The following is a 20,275-nucleotide window of genomic DNA, read 5'->3' on the forward strand; positions in this document are numbered from 1 at the left end:
ATGAAATCGAGGCATTCGAATAAATATAAATACTTTTAAATTAGCTCTGTTAAACCTAGTTGTTGATTTCCGCTGGAGGTCCGTGAGCCTCCCGAATGAGTCTCACACGTATCCGTTCCAGTCAACAAAGTCCCAAAATCAACAGTGAGCTTTAACTGAGCCTTTAAATTAAGTATGGCTTACCCTTGTTCTAATCGATCGAAAACGTGGGTGCTCTGCAAGTATGGAACCTCTCATCTTTTTTACTACAGGATGTTCTGAAGTAAAAAACTGATTTTTTGAATCATAAAGCTCGACTAATTCTCCTTTTTCTAGTACACCCAATGTATCACTTATTGAATAGGCAGCTTTAATATCATGTGTAATAAAGAAATACGATAGCCCGAAGTCCTCTTTTAGCTCCCTTAGTAATTCTAAAATAAGTGTTTGATTTACCATATCCAGACTACTAACAGATTCATCTAGGACTATCATTTTTGGTTTGAGGGAGATCGCTCTTGCAATATTGATCCTCTGCAATTGCCCGCCGCTAAATTGGTGCGGGTATTTTTTTAAGTCTTCTTCACTCAATCCGACCCTTTCCAATAATTCAACAATCGTTCGTTTCTGTTCAGCTACTGTAAGCTTTTCATAGTTTTCTAAAGGCTCTGCAATAATACGTTCGGCTGTCATGCGGGGATTGACTGATGAGTATGAATCCTGAAAAACAGCTTGAAGATCTCGACGGATTTTTTGACGAGTATGCTTATCTGCAGTATAAATATCATGCCCCTGAAACAGAATTTGTCCTTTTTGTGGTCGTTCCAAACCAAGAATCACTTTTCCTAACGTACTTTTACCTGCTCCACTCGTACCAAGCAATCCTAAGCATGTTCCTTCTTCAATGGAGAATGAAATACCCGAAAGTACTTTTTTAGAACGGTCTTTCCAGTTGAAAAACGATCGGGACCCGTAGCTATGAGTTATGTCATTTACTTTTAATAAACTCATTTGTTCACCCCTTTTAAAGGCTCATCATATTTCAAGCCAAATGAATGATTGATTCATCTAAATGTAATATTGAGCGTGCATTTAATAATTTTTTTGTGTATTCATGCTGTGGCTCATCAAATAGCTGAAACACATCCGCTTTTTCTACGATTCTGCCATTTTGCATAACGGCTACTTCATCTGCCATTTCAGAAATAACTCCGAGATCATGGGAAATTAATAAGATGGCTGAATTATATTCAGTGCGAATTTTATCTAAGTGGCGCAGCACGATCTTTTGATTATTTACATCAAGTGCGGTTGTTGGTTCATCGGCAATAATAACGGCTGGATGTAAGCATGCTGCAATAGCGATCATCACCCGTTGAAGCATCCCTCCACTCAATTGAAAGGGATAGTATTTTAAAAGTTTAACAGGATCTGGTAAGTTCACATGATGCATCGCCTCAATGGCAAGCTCTGTTGCTTGTTTTTTATTACAAGGTGTATGTGAGCAAATGGTTTCAATAAATTGATGACCAATAGTAAATACAGGAGTAAAAGCATTCATCGGATTTTGCATAATAAAGGCTATATCCTTGCCACGGATCTTACGCATTTCTTTATCGTCTAAATCGTTCAATTCACGTCCTTGTAATACGATACTACCTTCAATCGTTGTCGTTTTCCGATCAAGAAGCTGAAGAATGGACATACTTGTAACGGTTTTACCGCATCCACTTTCTCCAACAAGACCAAGTACCCTCCCACGCTTTAGTTCAAAATTTATATCTTGGACGAGGGTGGTAGTACTATTTTTTGTTTTTACCTTTACATATAAATCTCTAACTTGTAATATATTCGACTGGTCTGTTCCCAATATTCTCATTCCCTTTTAAAATCGACGTTTGACACCGTAACGTTCTGATAACGCTTCGCCCAATAAATTGAATGTTACAATAACGAGCATAATGATCAAACCTGGATAAAGCATTAATTCTGGATTCGTCCGAATATACGATTTTCCTTCATGAATCATCGCTCCCCATTCAGGTGTAGGAGGTTGTACTCCTAATCCAAGAAACGACATGGCGGATATATCCATGATGGCCCAGCCCATTTCTAATGTTCCCATTACGACAAGTGGAGGGAGAACATTTGGGACAATATGATTCTTAATTATCTTCCATTGAGAAGAGCCGCTTATTTTTGCAGCTGCAATAAAGTTATGTTCTTTCAGACTAAGTACCATTCCTCGGAACATTCTCGCATAATAGACCCATTGCACAAGCATCAGCGCTAAGATGACTTGCGGTAGTCCAGGTCCGAACATTCCAACCAATCCAAGAATAAGGATAAGATTTGGGAAAGCCATAACACCATCGCAAAATCTCATCAAAACATGATCAACCCAGCCGCCTTTATACCCGGAAAAGGTTCCAACGATTAAACCGATGGCTAATGATGAAATGAAAATGAGCATCGCACAGCCTAATGAAATGCGTGCCCCATATAATATGCGTGATAGGTTACATCTTCCTAAATGATCGGTTCCTAATGGGAAATCCCAGGATGGGGGATGCAGTTTATATGCTAAATTGACAGCAATAGGATCATTTGGTGCTATCCAGGGAGCAAATATTGCGATGATAAAAAGAATACCTAATATTATGGAACATATGGGAATCACTTTTTGACTTTTGAACATCTTCCGTACACTCGTTATCATCGATGATGCCCTTCTTTCCTGGAAATGCGCGGGTCAATATACATTTGAATAAGATCAACAATTAAGTTACTAACTATAAATAAGCTAGCTGCAATTAGCACATAGCATTGGATGACAGGTATATCACGATTAAAAATAGCTTCAATAAAATAACGGCCAAACCCTGGCCAAGAAAACACCGCTTCAACGATAATCGTTCCAGTCAGTAGTTTTCCAAGATTCATTCCAAGTCCAGTAACCATCGGTGAAATGGCAATCCTCAAGACATGTTTTGCCATAATCGTTTTTTCATTAATTCCCCTCGTCCGAGCAAATAGCACATAAGGCTCTTGCAAATTTTCAAGAACACTAGCACGCAACAATCTTGTATACATCGCAATTAAGGGGAGAGCCAGCGTAACAGAAGGCAGAACAAGATGCTGCCATGTTCCAATTCCTTCAACTGGAAAAAGGTCAAGTCTAACAGAAAAGAAAAAAATTAATAGATAACCTAGCCAAAAAGAGGGAATAGATGCCCCGAAAAAGGAGAGGAAACGACTAAAATGGTCAATTAGGCTATTTTTCTTTATACCAGCAAGGAAGCCTAGAGGCACACTGACTAACACTGCAATCACAATACTCCCTAAAGCTAGCTGAATGGTAGCTGGCATTCGGTATGTAACCTCATCCCAAACAGGTTTATTCGAAACATAAGATATGCCAAAATCAAGTTGGCATATCTTAATAATAGAGTTTACATATTGACTGAGAAATGGTTGATCTAAACCAAATTCATGTCTTTTCTGAGCCAAAATCTCATCAGTCGGTTGGATATGGGCAGCCGTTAAATAAGCCTCAGCCGGATCCACCGGTGAAAGGTGAATCATTCCTGTCGTAAGAAGTGTGGCCAAAAGAAAAACTGGAATAATGGACATAATTCGTTTCAAAATATAAGTGCCCATGAAAGCCTCCTGATACTTACTGCTTGATGCTAATTCCTGTAAATGGATGTTCATCACGATTAGCAGGGAAAGTAAAATTAGTGACATCTTTTTGATAAATTGCTGTTTTCTTAATATAAGAAATTGGAACAATTGCTCCCTGGTCTTGTATTGATTTTAAAATAGACGAGTAAAGCTGTTGGCGATGTTTCTCATCTGTTGTTTTAGGAACCTCTGCTATTTGTTTGAATAATTCATCTTTGTTCGGATACGCTGAAATTGCCTCATTAAATCCAAATCCTTCTGATGCTACAATGTTTAAAAAAGTATGTGGATCATAAGGAGCACCATAGTTACTAAAGAAATTAATTTCAAATTCATTATCTTTAAATCTTTGAATTTGATCTGTTAGTTCAACCCCAACAATGTTTAATTTAACACCAATGGCTGCCCACTCAGATTGAAGAGCTTCTGCCATCACTTTTTGAATCGATTCTGCTGAATCATACATCAGCTCGATTTCAAGTGATTTTCTATCATTTTCACGAACTGTTTTCCCTTTAGGAAGCGTCCATCCTGCTTCATCTAATAACGATTTCGCTTTTTCTACATCATATTCAATTGACATAACATCAATGTTTTTAGTGTAAGGGAAATTTGTCGGTAAAATATGATCTGCTTTTTCCTCGAAACCAGAAGTGATTCCTTCAACCATTGCTTCTTTATTAAAACCATAATGTAACGCTTGACGTACGCGTTCATCGGAAAGCTGTTCTTTCTTCGTATTTATAACAAGTTGCCTCGTTGCGACTGGGTCAGAAATGCTAGTTTCGTAATTACCAGTGGATTCCAACTGCTTGAAAGCATCTAAACTGATGACACCTTCTCCATAAATAAGGTCTAGCTCACCTTTTTCAAAAGCAAGTACCCTCGTTTCCGCATCAGGAATGATTTTCACTTTTATTTTCTCTACGTTGGGAAGCTCACCCCAATAATTTTCATTGCGTTTGTAAATAGCATAGTCATCAGCTTTATATTCTTCCAAAATCCATGGACCAGTACCGACTGGTTCAACAACACCTTTTGAAGTATCACCATCTTCAGGGAATCCAGCTTCACCTAAGAAACGAACTGGTCGAACAACAGCTAACTCCTGAATAGTTGGATAGTAAGGTTCAGTTAATGTCAGTTTAAATGTATTTTCGTCGATTACATCTGTTCGATCTATTTTCGATATGAAACCTAACCAACTATGTAATTCAACATTATTTAAAATAGTATCAAAATTCTTTTTCACAATTTCTGCATTAAAACTTGTTCCGTCAGAAAATTTCACATCTTGACGTAGATGAAAAGTATATTCTTTGCCGTCGTCAGAAATATCCCACGACTCAGCTAGATGCGGTTTTAGCTCGCCTCCATCTTGGTAGCTTACTAACGGTTCATAAACCATCGACTGAGCAAATAATTGTGAAGGATTATAAACATGAGGATTCATTTCTCCTACATCTCTCGGCCAACCCATCACTAACATGTTGTCTTGATCGCCTTTTGGCGCTGAAACATCATTGGCATTTGTACAACCAAATAATAGTGTTGATAATAATAAAATAAGTACAGTTATAAATAACATTTTTCTTCCATTAAACATAATGTCTTTCCTCCAAGGCTGCTAATGATAATCATTTTCAATTGTATTCAGTTTGCATGGTACTGTCAATACAATAACAGAAACTTTCGAAAATTAGTTTATATCATTCAGTTTTCCGAATGATATAAACTTCAAGCAAACCAAGTTTTTAGTTATGCTTTAAAATGGAAAGTAGCCCAAAAAAACCGTTGGAGGAATGTAAGTATAATAAAAAAGACCCCCAAACCAAAAGGTCTGAGAGCCTTGAACGTAATATTAACGTTTTGAGAACTGAGGTGCACGACGTGCGCCTTTAAGACCGTATTTTTTACGTTCATTTTTCGATGTACTTTCAACCCATTTAACGAGACATCAAAGCCTTTATTAATAAGGATTTAATACTTTTTCAATTTCAATGGATTTCATTAAAGTGCATCAAAGGGTATTCAAGGTATTCAAAAAATCATATGCTGGCGGGCAATATGTATAAAAGATAACCTACTATTAGAGTATTCGCTCCATAAAAAACCTCTAAACGTAAAGAAAAAATCCCTATCCATTATTAACCTCAATAGGGATAAACATTTTTGATATATCCCTTCTGTCATTATAAGAACTATATGAAACGCCTAGGCGGTTACACAACATCTAGGGCTACCCCTTAGGGAGTAGATCAAGATGTCTCTCCCCCTTCGGTTGCTAAATCAACCGAGTAACTGAAAAGTCACTATTAATAAAACAATGAGTTCAATAAGATCCGATAGATTCACATTCGATATTTTTCTTATAAACGTTCACCGTTAACAGTTACCTAAGAATCCCCTTTTATATATTCAATTTACATTCCATATAGTTCTTATAAAACTCTCTCTTTTATTTTATGTTAAAATCCCTTATTTTATAATTTTTACGTGGTATACCTTTATTCAATATGCCGCAGACCTACATTTTTGTATTTAAAGAAATCTAAAAAATATGGATAAAGCCATTAGTAGTAACGTTTCTTCTATACTTTTCAGATTAGGTTCGAAACAACGTTCAGTGTTCGGCTTCGGGTTAATACAATCTTTTCTTCAACCAACGGGTACCAGTTAGTTAAACAAGACATCATAATATGATTCAACTTTTTTTAAACCAATATTTACATTGAATACATGTAAATATGTAAGACACACTGATATTCCAACAGTTCTCACATTGAAGTTAAAATAATTTGTATTTCCTGACGCTATCCATAAGGTGAAAATCATTATTAAATATTCGTTAATCGGCTCTTTATTAGAGCTTTATCTAATTCACGTACTTTATCATATGAATGTAACAGTTGCTCAGGGATCAATGTTCTCCCGTAATCCCAAGCATTCGTTTCTATTTTAGATTTAAGCTTTCCTATTTCTTCATCGTCACCATACATTAGAATCCTTAAATCATGTTTGTTTTTCTTAAAATCTAAGTAATAACCAATCACATGATAAAGAAGAATTTTAACAAAGTTTTCATCTGTCTCTTTAATTCTAATTTTACTGATATAACCGTTAACTTGAAGATAATTAAATTTTATAATATTTGTCGATACGTTATAACTCATAGGTACCGTGAGATTATTGTTAAATTCATAGTTAATATTTAAATTGTGCTTATCTAATGTATCTTTAATGATCTTCTCAATATTCCATGCATAAAGCATTTTACTATCACTTCCTTAAAGTATAAAACAATTAAACAAAAAAAGAGTCTCAAATAGGCACCTTATTTACGGAATATGGAGAAAAGCCTCCCCCAATTTTCTTTAGGTTTTTGTATCGCTTCTTCTAAACGTTTATTAAAATCATTTTGTGAACGCCATTCTTTTTTCTGTTCGTCCCGCATATTTTGTATTTCTTTTTGTAAGAATTCGCTTTTTTGTTTTTCTTGTTGCAGCAATGTTTCGTAATGGATCTTTTGTTGTTCAGTTAATTTTTCAATTTTAGAATGAGTTTTTTGCGCTGAATTTCCAATACTAGAACTTATAACATGATGATCTTGCTGGAGCCGGGAAACCGTTGTTTTAAGCTGAGATATACCGTTTGTCAGTTGGACATTCATTTCACGTGTGGCAGCAAGTTCATTGGCTAAAAACGTTAAAAACTCTTTTAATTGATTGGGATCTTGGGGTAAATTGTCATATGTATTGGGTATCGCAATCTCTGTTTCATTGGATCCTTCTAATCTTTCTGTTTGTTGATACACAAGGTCTTTAGCTGTATCGTCTAGGGGCTTGTCCGTATCGCGTAACGCTATAAGCGCTTCGATGTCGGATTGAACAAAGATACGCCTATCACCATCTTTAAAAAACACATATCCATTACGCTCTAAGATTTGACCATACTTTCGAACAGTGGGTGTTGCAATCCCCACTTCTTCTGCCACTTCCTTGGAAGAGAAAGCTCGTTCATTTGATTGTATATCATTTCGCATATCGGAACTCCTTTTCTATTAAATATGAAGGTTTTTTGATGAATTCGCAAGTTATATTGCCCCGCGATACGAAACACTTATAACAAGATGATCTCGCTGGAGCCGGGAAACCGTTGTTTAAGCTGAGACACACCGTCTGTCAGTTGGATATTCATTTCATGTGGCTGCGAGTTCATTAGCTAAAAACGTTAAGGGCTCTTTTAATTGATTGGGATCGTGAGGTAAATTGTCATATGTATCGGGTATCGCAATCTCTGTTTCATTGGATCCTTCTAATCTTTCTGTTTGTTGATACACAAGGTCTTTAGCTGTATCGCATACGGGCTAGTCCGTATCGCGTAACGCTATAAGCGCTTTGATGTCGGATTGAACAAAGATACGCCTATCACCACCTTAAAAGAACACATATCCATTACGCTCTAAGATTTGGCCATACTTTCGAACAGTGGGTGTTGCAATCCCCACTTCTTCTGCCACTTCCTTGGAAGAGAAAGCTCGTTCATTTGATTATATATCATTTCGCATATCGGGCTCTTTTGTATTAAATATCAAGGTTTTTGATGAATTCTTATGTTATATCGCCTAGTGATACAAAACAAAAAAAAGTCGATCAGCCCCTTTCTTAAGGAATTCTATTAAGGAGGACGCTTGTTTTTGATCAAGGTTCTCAACCGCCTCAACTCCCATTTTATCAAGCATGCCTTTTTGGCTTTCTTTAAGTTGTGTATTTTGTTTAGATACATATCGCTTAAACAGATCTCTATTGAATTTCACTTGGGACTTAGGTTGCTTTTAGATCGTCCGATACATTGGATGTATCGCCGAGTTCTTCAATTACCTGTCCCCTGGGTGCAACAAAAAGAGCCGTTTTGTTCAATCTCTTCTTCAACTATCGCTCTTTGTTAGTTAAATAAAAGGTAATAATTCTCATGGGGATAATCCATTTGCGACTTCCCTATATTGTCTGATCTTAATTCTAATAGGGAATAAAACTGGTAATACACAAACAAATTGTCCTTTCATCAGGAATATTTGCTTATTTCAGGATAATCGGCTATTCAATTATTTGCTGAAATATCATAGCATTTGTTTAATCAGTGCCCAGAAACTCTTTATGACAATAACAAACCTTAAAGGAGATTGAGAAATATGACAATGACATTAAACGAAACCAGAGCGTCTGCACTTTCAGGATAATTATCGAAGAGCCCCAAGGATTTCTTTCGATGATTGATTAATCTTATTAATATCGATATTATCCAATAGACTATCTGATAGGTTATATTTCTTTTTTAAGTGTAAAATTCTTTCAACGCTTTTATCTATTCTCTCTTCGCTTACAGTCCCGTCCTTTACTGCGTTAGTCAAACTGCTGACAGCTTTTATTTTATTTTCATAGCCGTGGGATACCAAGATAATGTCGTTTCCTGCTTGAACGGCTTTTACGGAAGCTTCCCCAATATCATAATTTTCCATAATAGCCCCCATTGTCATGTCGTCCGTGATCACTACCCCATCAAAGTTAAATTCTTCTCTTAAAATGTCCGTGATTACATTTTTGGATAAAGAGGAAGGATAGTCGCGGTCAATTTCAGGCAACAATATATGTGCGACCATCGTCATATCTGCTTGTTGATTAAAAGCATGTTGAAACGGCAACAATTCCAATTGTTGGAGCCTTTCTGTACCATGATTCACAATCGGTAAACCTAAATGGGAATCCACATCTGTATCCCCATGACCCGGAAAATGCTTTACGACCGGAATGATATTTTTGGATTGGATACCCTTCATTTCTTCGATTCCCATCTTTGAAACAATTTCCTTATTATCTCCAAAAGCCCTCTTTCCAATTACCGGGTTGGCTGGATTGCTGTTAATATCCAGAACAGGTGCCATTGTCATATTAAAGCCAAAGAAACTTACCCTTTCACCTATGGCTTCCCCGACCTGGTAGGCAAGCGCTGCATTATTTGCATCTCCTATATCTTTACTGTCCGGAAGGTTTATGATTTCAGGTGGCATTCTTGATACTAAGCCTCCTTCTTCATCTACAGAAATAAAGATCGGGGTATCGTGTAACCGAGAATTTATTTCTTTTATTTTATTATTCAGATCCAATAATTGTTGCGCACCTGAAATATTTTTCTTAAATAATATGACCCCTCCAACATGATAATCTTCTATTAATTTTCTAGTTTCATCATTGACTTGTGAATCTTCAAATCCAAACATTAACATTTGGCCAATTTTTTCCTCTATCGACATGGAATCCATTATTTCTTTTATCGGATCCGTCACTGCATTAGGCGGAGATTCTTCAGAATCATTTACTTCCTCATCCTCTTCATTTTCGATCTCATCATTATTACTTTTATCTGCAATATTTTCTGTGTTGTTATTATTTTCTTCCATGTTATGGTTGGAAGCTTGGTTACATCCGATCAGAGTTAGTATCATAATGAAAGAAAAAATAAAAAATAACCTGTGCCAATTTTTTATATTATTCATAATTTCCTCCCTTGATTGGTGTTTTCACATCTAATATTCAACAATCGCGCCCTTTTCTTGAATAACATTTATGGTTTTGTATATAGGACTCCATTTATTTCCAATCCATTAAAGATAATAAGTTATTTCTTTTATTTTTTCTTAATTCATTAGCCGCTAACAAAGGTATCATATCAAATGCTCTCTTTTATTACTGTCAACCTGTAAGTGATAATAACAGATATTGATTTTATCAATAAAACTATATCATTTAAGAAGACACTGGTTGTAACAAAAGGGCAGCAACTCTTACAGACGCCCAAAACACCTGCATCACGCCGTTTAATTAGTATTGATAACTAAACCCCTAACAGTGTTGGAAAAATGGCGTAGAAGGCAAATAGAAGAGTATAAAGACATAAATATACCTTTTATATGTGATGAACATCAACCATTGTTAACTCGGTTCGACTACAATGAAAGAAAAATGAAGTTAATCCGCTTAGCTAGCTTAAATGATAAGCTAGCCGCTATTTTCGAAAAGCACAAAGAATTTCAGCCTATTACCATTCATGGATTCCGACATACCCATGCTTCTATACTATTCGAAGCTGGAGCAAGTATTAAGGATGTTCAAGTAAGACTAGGTCATACAGACATTCAAACAACAATGAATATCTATACTCATGTGACAAATACAGCGAAAGAAAAAGTAACAAATTTATTTAAAAGTTATATGGATTTATGAGGAAGGGTATTCAAGGGGGATTCAAGGGGGATTCAAATGGATTATTTCACAATAAAAAACCCTTCCTTGGAAATCCGAGAAAGGGTTTTAAACGTTGATATATAAAGAATATTAACGTTTTGAGAACTGAGGTGCACGACGAGCGCCTTTAAGACCGTATTTTTTACGTTCTTTCATACGAGCGTCACGAGTTAATAGACCTGCACGCTTAAGAGTTGCACGGTATTCTGGATCTGCTTCTAATAAAGCACGAGAAATACCATGACGGATAGCGCCAGCTTGACCTGTAGTTCCACCGCCTGAAACGTTAACAAGTACATCGTAGTTACCTACAGTTTCAGTTAAGTTTAATGGTTGCTTAATATCTTCGATTAATGCAGCTGATGGGATATAATCTTTAATTTCACGATTATTTACAACAATACGACCTTCGCCTGGTACTAAACGTACACGAGCTACTGAGCTTTTACGACGGCCAGTACCGTAATATTGAACCTGTGCCAAATTAATAACCTCCTTTATAATTATCCGCGAAGTTCGTAAACTTCAGGTTGTTGTGCTTGGTGTTGATGTTCGCTACCAGCATATACATGTAATTTTTTAGCCATTTGACGACCTAAAGATCCTTTTGGAAGCATTCCCTTGATTGCTAATTCAAGCATTTTTTCAGGGTAGTTCGTACGCATTTCCAATGCAGTTCTTGTTTTTAAACCACCAGGAAATTGACTATGACGGTAGTAAATTTTATCTGTTAATTTTTTACCTGTTAATTCAATTTTCTCAGCGTTGATAATGATCACATGATCTCCTGTATCAACATGTGGTGTATATGTTGGTTTATGCTTACCACGTAAGATAGATGCAATTTCACTTGAAAGACGACCTAAAGTCTTGCCTTCAGCATCCACTACGTACCATTTACGTTCGATATTTCCAGCGTTTGCCATAAACGTTGTACGCATGTTTATTCCCTCCTAGTAAATTAAAATATATTGGTTCTTACTTCTATTTCATAACACGATAAGATTCCGGGGCTTATTCGTGGGGTTGAAATACATACCATTAGATATGATATAACTTAAAGAGCATAATGTCAAGAAAATGTTACACCTGGTTTAGTTGTCATAATGAACTTTCCATAAATATAATCCATGACCAGGGACCGTTTTACCGCTTAAGCTCCGATCACGCCCCTCAAGTATTACAGGAATACTATTGGGATCTGTATAACCTTGCCCTACATCTAACAATGTCCCAACTAGGATTCGTACCATATTATACAGAAAACCATTTCCAATAAAACTAAAAATAATTTCTGAATCATCTTCTATAATCTCGATTGAATAGATCGTTCTTACTTTGTCTTCTACCTCTGTTTTCGCCACACAGAAGCTCGTAAAATCATGTGTCCCACATAAATGGATAGAAGCTTGTCTAATCGCGCTCACATTAAGCTTATACGGATAATGGAAGCTGTAATTTCTCTTAAAGACATCTTTCATCTTTTGTTGATTAATACGATAGCGATATTCCTTAGCAGTCGTATTAAAACGCGCATGGAAATCTGGACTTACATAGCTAGCTTCTACTATCACAATATCCTCAGGTAGTAAGCTATTCAAGGCATATGGCCACTTTTCCTCAGGAATCGTTAAACTGGTATCGAAATGAAATACTTGTCCAAGAGCATGAACCCCTGCATCGGTTCTCCCTGAGGCATGAACTTTTGTAGGTTTACCTTTATGGAGCTTTAGTAAAGCTCCTTCAATTTCGCCTTGAACCGTCCTTTTGTTTGGTTGGACTTGGTATCCACTAAAATTTGTGCCGTCATAAGAAACAATACATTTTACTCTCATCTTCTGCTCCTATGTCCGTAAATAAATTAATATTAACCCTAAAGCGACTAGTAACGATATAACTGAAGTGTCTAGAACTCCCCATTGTAACTGTCTCAGCTTAGTTCTACCTTCTCCACCTTTATATCCTCTAGCTTCCATTGCTGTAGCAAGCTCCTCAGCCCGTTTAAAGGCACTTATAAAGAGAGGAACTAGTAAAGGTACAACAGCCTTCAAACGGTCTTTAACAGGTCCGCTAGTGAAGTCAACGCCACGTGCCATTTGTGCCTTTAATATCTTATCTGTTTCTTCCATCAATGTCGGTATAAAACGTAATGAAATTGACATCATTAAAGCAAGCTCGTGTACTGGTAACCCTAGTTTTTTAAATGGAGCCAACAAGCTTTCCATCCCATCAGTAATTTCTATTGGTGTGGTCGTGAGTGTTAATATTGTTGTCATTAAAATCAGATATAAAAACCGTAATGAAATATAAATCCCTTGTTTTAGCCCTTCTTCATAAATACGGAAAAAGCCTAAATCTAATAGGATTTCTCCTTCTTTTGTAACAAAAAGATGGAGAATAAACGTAAATAAAATAATCCATAATACAGGCTTAAGACCTTTTAGTAGAAAGCTCACTGGTAACTTTGTTAGTGCCACGATAACCAATGTGAATATTCCTAGTACAAAGTAAGTTAAAAGATTATTCGCCAAAAACACAATAAAAACGAACACAAAAATCATCATTAACTTTGATCTTGGATCCAACCTATGAATAAGTGATTGACCAGGAACATACTTCCCTATGATAATACTGTCCATCATAATGGGTTCACCTCACCCATCAAAGCCTTTATCTGATCAACAGTCTCATCAATTGTTAGTGGAATCTCGTTAAATAATAAACCCCTATCCATTAATTGACGTTGAAGCTTAACTGTTTCAGGTAAATCCAGCCCTAGAGCTGACAACTTATCTGCTTCACTAAATATTTCTTTTGGAGTACCGTGCATTTCAATTGTTCCCTTTTGCATAACAATGATCTCATCGGAATATTTAGCCGCATCCTCCATACTATGGGTAACAAGGATAATCGTAAGATTTTGCTCCTTTTGCAATCGATAGAATAAGTCCATAATCTCTTTTCTACCTCTAGGGTCCAGACCTGCAGTTGGCTCATCTAAGACAAGAACTTCAGGACCCATTGCCAATACACCGGCAATCGCAACCCTTCTCATTTGACCACCACTTAAATCAAAGGGTGATTTTTGTAGAATTGATTCTGGTAATCCAACAATTTCTAAAGTCTCTCGTGCCTTTATGATTGCAGCTTCTTCACTTACGCCAAAATTCATTGGGCCAAACGCAATATCCTTTTCAACTGTTTCTTCAAAAAGCTGATGCTCAGGAAACTGAAAAACAATCCCAACAAGGCTCCTTACTACCTTAAGATGCTTTTGTTTTTTTCCCGCCTCAATAATGTGTTCTCCAATTTGAATTGATCCCTTTGTAGGTTTTAATAGTCCATTCAAATGCTGAAGAATCGTTGACTTACCAGAACCAGTATGTCCAATGATCGATAAATACGTTCCCTTCTTAACCGATAGATTTATATCATAGAGGGCTAGTCTTTCAAATGGTGTACGAGCCTGATAACGATATTCTAAGTTTTTGATTGTAATGTCCAAAGCTCATTCACCAGACCTTCCTCAGTTAAGTGGTTGTTTTGAATAGGAACTCCTGCAGCTCTTAACCTTTTGCTTAATTGAAAAGGGAACGGTAAATCTAGACCAATTTCAACTAGTTTATCATCAAGCATAAATACCTCTTCAGGTGTACCTTCCGCGAACTTGCGTCCACCATTCATAACAATCATTCTATCAGCTTTTGATGCTTCTTCTAAGTCATGAGTAATTGAAATAACCGTTAAATCCCCTTGATTATTTAACTCACGTACTGTTTTTATAACTTCACTTCTACCAAGTGGGTCTAACATAGATGTGGCTTCATCTAAGATGATGATGTCAGGTTGAACAGCAATTACCCCGGCAATCGCTACACGTTGTTTTTGCCCCCCTGAAAGATGATGTGGTTCATTCTCAAGAAAAGCGTCCATTTTAACCTGCTTAGTAGACCATTCTATTCTATTTACCATCTCATCTCTTGGTACACCATTGTTCTCGAGGCCAAAGGCAACATCGTCCTTAACGGTTGTACCGACAAACTGATTATCTGGATTTTGAAAAACCATGCCAACATGCTTTCTAATGTCCCAAATCGTTTTATCAGATAGTTCAATCCCACAGACTTTAACTTTTCCCTTGTCAGGTATATATAGCCCGTTTAAAATACGTGCTAAAGTAGATTTACCAGAGCCATTATGACCAACAATAGCAAGCCACTCACCCTGTTTAACATTAAGAGAAACATTTTCTAGGGCGGGAGCAGCTTCCTGATGATAATGGAACGTTACGCTTTCTACATCTATGATTGTTTGACTCATTGCTCGACTCCCCTAAACTCTTTCTTACTAAGAAAAGCGCAAGCGCCTTGACCAGCCTCTATCAAATTAGACGACGTGAATAGAAGATACTCGAGTGTTCTCCCTCCTCCTATTCACTCGTCCAAAAAAGAGCTAGGCGCTAAAAGTATGATTTAGTAAAATACTTCTTATCCTATAAAAAAAGGGCATTGATCCAGTTTTGCAACTGTCACGCCCTTGTAGTAAAAAAGTAATATTAAACTAATTCAATGATAACCATTGGTGCACCGTCACCGCGGCGAGGTCCAAGTTTCATGATACGAGTGTAACCGCCTTGACGATCTTCGTATCGTGGAGCAATATCACTGAAAAGCTTTTCTAAAGCATATTTTGGTTTTTCCTTCTCTTTACCTTCTTCAGTTGTAGTAGTTACAACCTCTGCCACTTCGTTACGTACATAAGAAGCAGCTTGACGGCGAGCATGAAGGTCTCCGCGCTTTCCTAATGTAATCATCTTTTCAACAGTAGAACGTAATTCTTTCGCACGAGCTTCAGTTGTTTCGATGCGCTCACTAATAATTAAATCAGTTGTTAAGTCACGTAGCATAGCTTTACGTTGAGCACTAGTACGACCTAATTTTCTGTATGACATGTGATGTCCCCTCCTTCGTTGTATAATGTATGTTTTTTAGAACATGTTAATATAACGTAAATAGAAACAATTGATCTATTGAAACATACGAAAACGCTAGTTAATTTTCTAACTAGTCGTCAGTCGTCTTTTCGAAGACCTAAACCTAGTTCTTCTAATTTTGCCTTAACTTCTTCAAGAGATTTACGACCTAAATTACGAACCTTCATCATATCTTCTTCTGTTTTATGAGCAAGCTCTTGTACTGTATTAATACCAGCACGTTTTAAACAGTTGTAAGAACGAACAGACAAGTCTAGCTCTTCAATCGTCATCTCAAGAACCTTTTCTTTTTGATCCTCTTCTTTTTCCACCATAATTTCTGCATTTTGAGCTTCATCAGTAAGCCCAACAAAAATATTTAAGTGTTCTGTGAGAATCTTTGAACCTAAAGCAATTGCTTCTTTCGGTCCAGTACTACCATCTGTCCAAACATCAAGTGTCAGTTTATCATAGTTAGCAATTTGGCCAACTCGTGTTTTCTCTACTTGATAAGAAACACGTGCAACTGGTGTGAAGATTGAATCAATTGGAATAACTCCAATTGGTTGATCCTCTCTTTTGTTTGAATCAGCTGGAGTATAACCACGTCCACGCTTAGCTGTTAGTCTCATTCTAAAGCTAGCATCTGATGCAAGAGTTGCAATATGAAGATCTGGATTTAGAATTTCTACATCACTATCATGAGTAATGTCAGAAGCTGTTACACTTCCTTCGCCTTGAACATCAATCTCAAGCGTCTTTTCTTCATCTGAATAGATTTTAAGAGCAAGCTTTTTAATGTTTAAGATAATCGAAGTAACATCTTCAACAACACCTTCGATCGTTGAAAACTCATGAAGTACGCCATCTATTTGGATCGATGTTACAGCGGCACCAGGGAGTGAGGATAAAAGGATACGACGTAAGGAGTTACCCAAAGTAGTACCATATCCACGCTCAAGTGGCTCGACGACGAATTTACCATATTTGGTATCATCGTTGATTTCAACCGTTTCGATTTTTGGTTTTTCAATTTCTATCATCTATAAACCCTCCTTCAAAACGTCGAAACCCCGGCTAGACTAGAAATTTGATAAAACGTCTAACCGAAATTCCCCATTCAAAAGTTCCCGAATGTGCACAACAACAAAGTGATTCTGCTAGAACTTATATACTGTATCATAACCCATTATAGACAGGGATACAAAATCTATACAGAAAATTTACACACGACGACGTTTTGGCGGACGGCATCCATTATGTGGAACTGGTGTAACATCTCTAATAGCCGTTACTTCTAAACCTGCAGCTTGAAGTGAGCGAATTGCTGCTTCACGTCCTGCACCTGGTCCTTTAACAGTAACTTCTAGTGTTTTTAAACCATGCTCCTGTGATGCTTTTGCTGCTGTTTCAGCAGCCATTTGTGCAGCGAAAGGAGTAGATTTACGAGAACCTCTAAAACCTAACGCACCAGCACTAGACCATGAAATTGCATTACCATGAGTGTCTGTAATAGTAACAATCGTGTTATTGAAAGTTGAACGAATATGAGCAATACCACTCTCAATATTCTTTTTCACACGACGTTTACGAGTGTTCGTTTTACGTGCCATTACTGGTTAACCTCCCTTACATTATTTTTTCTTGTTTGCAACAGTACGACGTGGTCCTTTACGCGTACGAGCATTATTTTTCGTGTTTTGTCCACGAACTGGTAAGCCACGACGGTGACGAAGACCGCGGAATGAACCGATCTCGATTAGACGTTTAATGTTTAAAGAGATTTCACGACGAAGATCTCCCTCAACTTTAAGCTTATCGATTACATCACGAATTTTTCCTAACTCTTCTTCCGTTAAATCACGTACACGAGTATCTTCAGAAACTCCAGCTTGTGCTAGAACTTTCTCAGCAGTTGGACGTCCGATACCGAAGATATATGTTAATGAAATGACAACACGTTTGTCACGAGGAATATCAACACCTGCAATACGAGCCATTAAGCTTGCACCTCCTTATAGATTAACCTTGTTTTTGCTTATGTTTAGGATTCTCACAAATAACCATGACTTTGCCTTTTCTGCGAATGACTTTACATTTTTCACAAATCGGTTTAACAGATGGTCTGACTTTCATGATCTTAATACCTCCTTAGTAGTACGGAGTGCTAAATTATTTAAAACGGTACGTAATTCGTCCACGAGTTAAATCATATGGAGATAATTCTACCGTTACTTTGTCTCCAGGTAAAATACGAATGAAATGCATGCGAATCTTTCCAGAAACATGCGCTAAAACCGTATGACCGTTCTCAAGTTCTACCTTGAACATTGCATTTGGCAATGTTTCAATGACAGTGCCTTCTACTTCAATTACATCGTCTTTCGCCATCGAACTGTTCTCCCTTCTCAAAATCAGTAACTTGCTCATTGACAAACTTAAAGTTCAACTTCCATTTGTCACACGACCTGTTTCCACTATACTGTTCTGAACTTCCGGAGATACTCAGGTAAAGAATTCTAGATGATGAACATTCTTCTACTAGGAGAATCAAACTTTCGCATTTCTCCATCAGCATTTTAAACGAAATGACATCCGAAAATTCCAATCAATATGGCATATAGTACTTGCCTAATTTAAGACAAATTGACATATGCATGGAATCGAATTAGGTTCGTTCAAGCAATGTCACCTTCTGGTTAGGCTTTTGTTAGGATTTCATAGCCATTTTCAGTAATAGCAACTGTATGTTCAAAATGAGCACACACTTTACCATCAACTGTAACGACTGTCCATTCATCTGCCAATGTTTTAACATAACGGGTACCCGCATTTACCATTGGTTCAATAGCTAATACCATCCCAGGCTTTAGCCTTGGACCTTTATTAGGTGGACCATAATGGGGGATTTGCGGATCTTCATGTAATTCTTGCCCAACACCATGGCCGACATATTCTCTTACAACAGAAAAATCATGTTCTTCAACATAAGTTTGAATTGCATGAGAAATGTTTGAAAGTCTTTCACCTGGTTTTGCTTCTTTAAGTCCTATATATAGAGACTCCTCAGTAACATCTAAAAGTCGCTGAGTTTCATCAGAAATTGCACCTACAGCATAGGTCCAAGCAGAATCACCATGATAACCATTGTGTTTTGCACCAATATCGATGCTAATTATATCTCCTTCACGCAATACACGATCACCAGGTATTCCATGAACGAGCTCTTCATTAATAGAAGCACAAATGCTCCCGCGGAAACCATTATACCCTTTAAAAGATGGAATTGCATCACATCCGAGAATATACTTTTCGGCAATTGCATCCAATTCTTTTGTAGAGATACCAGGTTTAATGTATTTTTGCAGCTCTTGGTGTGTTAAAGCAACGATTCGACCAGCTTCTCGCATAATCTCAAGTTCACGCTGAGTCTTACAAATGATCATGCACTAATCCTCCAAGCAGCTGATTAACGTCAACAAATACTTTATCTATATCCTGTTCACCATTAATGTTTCTTAAATAGCCTTTATCGTTATAAAAGTTTAATAATGGTTCAGTTTGCTTAAGGTTAACTTCTAAACGATTTGCAACCGTTTCTTCGTTATCGTCTGCACGTTGGTAAAGCTCTCCACCACATTTATCACATTCACCTTGAACAGCAGGCGGATTAAATATTAAGTGATAAGTAGCTCCACAGTCTTTGCAAATACGACGACCCGTTAAGCGCTCCATAAGGATATCTTTATTTACTTCAATGTTGACTACATAATCAATCTGTTTGCTTAGTTCTGCTAGAATACCCTCAAGCGCATCTGCTTGAGCAACAGTTCTAGGAAAACCATCTAAAAGGAACCCATTTTGGCAATCATTCTTTCCCAAACGTTCACGAACAATACCTATGGTCACTTCATCTGGTACAAGTTCACCTTTGTCAATAAATGACTTAGCTTGTAAACCTAGTTCTGTTTCTTCTTTCATAGCAGCTCTGAACATATCTCCTGTTGAGATATGAGGGATGTCGTATTTTTCGACAATACGTTCAGCCTGAGTACCCTTACCAGCACCTGGAAGGCCCATCAATACTAAATTCATTTGTATTCCCCCCCTCAGTCTCTATTTTGAGGGAATGGGAAGTGTTTCCCATAACCTCATTACTTAATAAAGCCTTTATAATGACGTTTCACTAACTGACTTTCAAGCTGTTTCATTGTCTCAAGGGCAACCCCTACAACAATCAACAAGCTTGTTCCACCAATCTGAGCCGATTGAGGAAGATCAGCAAACTTAATGAAGAAAACAGGAAGAACAGCTATAGCTGCTAAGAAAAGAGAACCGA

The 20,275-nt window shown here is 37.1% G+C and carries 24 protein-coding genes and 3 pseudogenes; 1 reads left to right on the forward strand and 26 read right to left on the reverse strand.

Features of this window, described 5'->3' with window-relative positions; all coding sequences use genetic code 11:
- Positions 1 to 168: 168 nt before the first annotated feature.
- The 10 genes and pseudogenes from nikE to nagZ all read right to left on the reverse strand — a co-directional run bounded on the left by nikE (position 169) and on the right by nagZ (position 10,216).
- On the reverse strand, positions 169 to 990 hold the full coding sequence (gene nikE, locus I7822_RS27275; protein WP_207982202.1) for a nickel import ATP-binding protein NikE: 822 nt from the start codon (positions 988 to 990) through the stop codon (positions 169 to 171).
- A gap of 31 nt (positions 991 to 1,021) precedes the next feature.
- Complete coding sequence (nikD, locus tag I7822_RS27280) at positions 1,022 to 1,849, reverse strand: nickel import ATP-binding protein NikD (protein ID WP_207982203.1); 828 nt, start codon at positions 1,847 to 1,849, stop codon at positions 1,022 to 1,024.
- A 15-nt stretch (positions 1,850 to 1,864) separates the two neighbouring features.
- Positions 1,865 to 2,698, reverse strand: a complete 834-nt coding sequence (gene nikC / locus I7822_RS27285) for a nickel ABC transporter permease subunit NikC (RefSeq protein WP_207982204.1) — start codon at positions 2,696 to 2,698, stop codon at positions 1,865 to 1,867.
- Positions 2,695 to 3,639, reverse strand: a complete 945-nt coding sequence (nikB, locus tag I7822_RS27290; protein ID WP_207982205.1) for a nickel ABC transporter permease subunit NikB — start codon at positions 3,637 to 3,639, stop codon at positions 2,695 to 2,697. The genes nikC and nikB overlap by 4 nt, the downstream gene beginning before the upstream one ends.
- A gap of 16 nt (positions 3,640 to 3,655) precedes the next feature.
- Positions 3,656 to 5,269, reverse strand: coding sequence for a nickel ABC transporter substrate-binding protein (nikA, locus tag I7822_RS27295; RefSeq protein ID WP_207982206.1), 1,614 nt, complete (start codon positions 5,267 to 5,269; stop codon positions 3,656 to 3,658).
- Between the two features lie 255 nt (positions 5,270 to 5,524).
- Positions 5,525 to 5,587 (reverse strand): annotated as a pseudogene (gene rpsI, locus I7822_RS30785) (30S ribosomal protein S9); the annotation flags it as partial.
- A 913-nt stretch (positions 5,588 to 6,500) separates the two neighbouring features.
- On the reverse strand, positions 6,501 to 6,935 hold the full coding sequence (locus I7822_RS27305; protein WP_207982207.1) for a hypothetical protein: 435 nt from the start codon (positions 6,933 to 6,935) through the stop codon (positions 6,501 to 6,503).
- Positions 6,936 to 6,997: 62 nt separating this feature from the next.
- Complete coding sequence (locus I7822_RS27310) at positions 6,998 to 7,705, reverse strand: winged helix-turn-helix domain-containing protein (protein WP_207982208.1); 708 nt, start codon at positions 7,703 to 7,705, stop codon at positions 6,998 to 7,000.
- Positions 7,706 to 8,098: 393 nt separating this feature from the next.
- A complete protein-coding gene (locus I7822_RS30520) occupies positions 8,099 to 8,182 on the reverse strand; it encodes a hypothetical protein (protein WP_307847904.1) in 84 nt (27 codons plus the stop codon).
- Positions 8,183 to 8,902: 720 nt separating this feature from the next.
- Complete coding sequence (gene nagZ / locus I7822_RS27315) at positions 8,903 to 10,216, reverse strand: beta-N-acetylhexosaminidase (protein WP_207982209.1); 1,314 nt, start codon at positions 10,214 to 10,216, stop codon at positions 8,903 to 8,905.
- A gap of 355 nt (positions 10,217 to 10,571) precedes the next feature.
- On the opposite strand from nagZ, the gene I7822_RS27320 reads away from it, so the two are divergent.
- On the forward strand, positions 10,572 to 10,943 hold the full coding sequence (locus I7822_RS27320) for a tyrosine-type recombinase/integrase (protein WP_243459720.1): 372 nt from the start codon (positions 10,572 to 10,574) through the stop codon (positions 10,941 to 10,943).
- A gap of 111 nt (positions 10,944 to 11,054) precedes the next feature.
- Here I7822_RS27320 and rpsI (I7822_RS27325) read toward each other — a convergent pair whose 3' ends face one another.
- From rpsI (I7822_RS27325) to I7822_RS27395, 16 genes and pseudogenes are all read right to left on the reverse strand, one after another.
- A complete protein-coding gene (rpsI, locus tag I7822_RS27325) occupies positions 11,055 to 11,447 on the reverse strand; it encodes a 30S ribosomal protein S9 (RefSeq protein WP_066330395.1) in 393 nt (130 codons plus the stop codon).
- 20 nt (positions 11,448 to 11,467) lie between these two features.
- Positions 11,468 to 11,905: a 50S ribosomal protein L13 gene (gene rplM, locus I7822_RS27330; RefSeq protein WP_207982210.1), complete on the reverse strand. Its 438-nt coding sequence runs from the start codon at positions 11,903 to 11,905 to the stop codon at positions 11,468 to 11,470.
- A gap of 153 nt (positions 11,906 to 12,058) precedes the next feature.
- Complete coding sequence (gene truA, locus I7822_RS27335) at positions 12,059 to 12,799, reverse strand: tRNA pseudouridine(38-40) synthase TruA (protein WP_207982211.1); 741 nt, start codon at positions 12,797 to 12,799, stop codon at positions 12,059 to 12,061.
- A gap of 9 nt (positions 12,800 to 12,808) precedes the next feature.
- Positions 12,809 to 13,606: an energy-coupling factor transporter transmembrane component T family protein gene (locus tag I7822_RS27340; protein ID WP_207982212.1), complete on the reverse strand. Its 798-nt coding sequence runs from the start codon at positions 13,604 to 13,606 to the stop codon at positions 12,809 to 12,811.
- Positions 13,603 to 14,469 carry an energy-coupling factor ABC transporter ATP-binding protein gene (locus tag I7822_RS27345; RefSeq protein ID WP_207982213.1) on the reverse strand — a complete coding sequence of 289 codons (867 nt, stop codon included), beginning with the start codon at positions 14,467 to 14,469 and terminating at the stop codon, positions 13,603 to 13,605. The genes I7822_RS27340 and I7822_RS27345 overlap by 4 nt, the downstream gene beginning before the upstream one ends.
- Positions 14,445 to 15,284, reverse strand: a complete 840-nt coding sequence (locus I7822_RS27350; RefSeq protein ID WP_207982214.1) for an energy-coupling factor ABC transporter ATP-binding protein — start codon at positions 15,282 to 15,284, stop codon at positions 14,445 to 14,447. The genes I7822_RS27345 and I7822_RS27350 overlap by 25 nt, the downstream gene beginning before the upstream one ends.
- 235 nt (positions 15,285 to 15,519) lie before the next feature.
- Entirely contained in the window at positions 15,520 to 15,915 is a 396-nt protein-coding gene (gene rplQ, locus I7822_RS27355; protein WP_066330401.1) for a 50S ribosomal protein L17, read from the reverse strand.
- Between the two features lie 119 nt (positions 15,916 to 16,034).
- Positions 16,035 to 16,979, reverse strand: a complete 945-nt coding sequence (locus tag I7822_RS27360; protein WP_207982215.1) for a DNA-directed RNA polymerase subunit alpha — start codon at positions 16,977 to 16,979, stop codon at positions 16,035 to 16,037.
- A gap of 180 nt (positions 16,980 to 17,159) precedes the next feature.
- Entirely contained in the window at positions 17,160 to 17,549 is a 390-nt protein-coding gene (rpsK, locus tag I7822_RS27365; protein ID WP_066330403.1) for a 30S ribosomal protein S11, read from the reverse strand.
- Between the two features lie 21 nt (positions 17,550 to 17,570).
- Positions 17,571 to 17,936 (reverse strand): 30S ribosomal protein S13, encoded by a 366-nt coding sequence (gene rpsM / locus I7822_RS27370; protein ID WP_066330404.1) that lies wholly within the window; start codon positions 17,934 to 17,936, stop codon positions 17,571 to 17,573.
- Positions 17,937 to 17,958: 22 nt separating this feature from the next.
- Positions 17,959 to 18,072 (reverse strand): 50S ribosomal protein L36, encoded by a 114-nt coding sequence (rpmJ, locus tag I7822_RS27375; RefSeq protein ID WP_003156543.1) that lies wholly within the window; start codon positions 18,070 to 18,072, stop codon positions 17,959 to 17,961.
- Positions 18,073 to 18,108: 36 nt separating this feature from the next.
- Positions 18,109 to 18,327, reverse strand: coding sequence for a translation initiation factor IF-1 (infA, locus tag I7822_RS27380; RefSeq protein WP_010191517.1), 219 nt, complete (start codon positions 18,325 to 18,327; stop codon positions 18,109 to 18,111).
- Positions 18,305 to 18,557: pseudogene (locus I7822_RS30075) on the reverse strand (KOW domain-containing RNA-binding protein); the annotation flags it as partial. The gene infA and the pseudogene I7822_RS30075, both read right to left, overlap by 23 nt.
- 78 nt (positions 18,558 to 18,635) lie before the next feature.
- The gene (gene map, locus I7822_RS27385; protein ID WP_207982216.1) at positions 18,636 to 19,382 is read right to left on the reverse strand and encodes a type I methionyl aminopeptidase; all 747 of its coding nucleotides are present in this window, start codon (positions 19,380 to 19,382) and stop codon (positions 18,636 to 18,638) included.
- Positions 19,369 to 20,031: an adenylate kinase gene (locus I7822_RS27390; protein ID WP_207982217.1), complete on the reverse strand. Its 663-nt coding sequence runs from the start codon at positions 20,029 to 20,031 to the stop codon at positions 19,369 to 19,371. The genes map and I7822_RS27390 overlap by 14 nt, the downstream gene beginning before the upstream one ends.
- Positions 20,032 to 20,090: 59 nt before the next feature.
- Positions 20,091 to 20,275 (reverse strand): annotated as a pseudogene (locus I7822_RS27395) (preprotein translocase subunit SecY); the annotation flags it as partial.

Source organism: Metabacillus bambusae, from assembly GCF_017497975.1.
Taxonomy (GTDB): Bacteria; Bacillota; Bacilli; order Bacillales; family Bacillaceae; genus Metabacillus; species Metabacillus bambusae.

Excerpts from the sequence above, each read along its gene's own strand:
- nikE (WP_207982202.1), bottom strand. The coding sequence starts at position 990 with ATGAGTTTATTAAAAGTAAATGACATAACTCATAGCTACGGGTCCCGA.
- nikC (WP_207982204.1), bottom strand. The coding sequence starts at position 2,698 with ATGATAACGAGTGTACGGAAGATGTTCAAAAGTCAAAAAGTGATTCCC.
- nikB (WP_207982205.1), bottom strand. The coding sequence starts at position 3,639 with ATGGGCACTTATATTTTGAAACGAATTATGTCCATTATTCCAGTTTTT.
- nikA (WP_207982206.1), bottom strand. The coding sequence starts at position 5,269 with ATGTTTAATGGAAGAAAAATGTTATTTATAACTGTACTTATTTTATTA.
- I7822_RS27305 (WP_207982207.1), bottom strand. The coding sequence starts at position 6,935 with ATGCTTTATGCATGGAATATTGAGAAGATCATTAAAGATACATTAGAT.
- I7822_RS27310 (WP_207982208.1), bottom strand. The coding sequence starts at position 7,705 with ATGCGAAATGATATACAATCAAATGAACGAGCTTTCTCTTCCAAGGAA.
- nagZ (WP_207982209.1), bottom strand. The coding sequence starts at position 10,216 with ATGAATAATATAAAAAATTGGCACAGGTTATTTTTTATTTTTTCTTTC.
- rplM (WP_207982210.1), bottom strand. The coding sequence starts at position 11,905 with ATGCGTACAACGTTTATGGCAAACGCTGGAAATATCGAACGTAAATGG.
- truA (WP_207982211.1), bottom strand. The coding sequence starts at position 12,799 with ATGAGAGTAAAATGTATTGTTTCTTATGACGGCACAAATTTTAGTGGA.
- I7822_RS27340 (WP_207982212.1), bottom strand. The coding sequence starts at position 13,606 with ATGATGGACAGTATTATCATAGGGAAGTATGTTCCTGGTCAATCACTT.
- I7822_RS27350 (WP_207982214.1), bottom strand. The coding sequence starts at position 15,284 with ATGAGTCAAACAATCATAGATGTAGAAAGCGTAACGTTCCATTATCAT.
- rplQ (WP_066330401.1), bottom strand. The coding sequence starts at position 15,915 with ATGTCATACAGAAAATTAGGTCGTACTAGTGCTCAACGTAAAGCTATG.
- I7822_RS27360 (WP_207982215.1), bottom strand. The coding sequence starts at position 16,979 with ATGATAGAAATTGAAAAACCAAAAATCGAAACGGTTGAAATCAACGAT.
- rpsK (WP_066330403.1), bottom strand. The coding sequence starts at position 17,549 with ATGGCACGTAAAACGAACACTCGTAAACGTCGTGTGAAAAAGAATATT.
- rpsM (WP_066330404.1), bottom strand. The coding sequence starts at position 17,936 with ATGGCTCGTATTGCAGGTGTTGATATTCCTCGTGACAAACGTGTTGTC.
- rpmJ (WP_003156543.1), bottom strand. The coding sequence starts at position 18,072 with ATGAAAGTCAGACCATCTGTTAAACCGATTTGTGAAAAATGTAAAGTC.
- infA (WP_010191517.1), bottom strand. The coding sequence starts at position 18,327 with ATGGCGAAAGACGATGTAATTGAAGTAGAAGGCACTGTCATTGAAACA.
- map (WP_207982216.1), bottom strand. The coding sequence starts at position 19,382 with ATGATCATTTGTAAGACTCAGCGTGAACTTGAGATTATGCGAGAAGCT.
- I7822_RS27390 (WP_207982217.1), bottom strand. The coding sequence starts at position 20,031 with ATGAATTTAGTATTGATGGGCCTTCCAGGTGCTGGTAAGGGTACTCAG.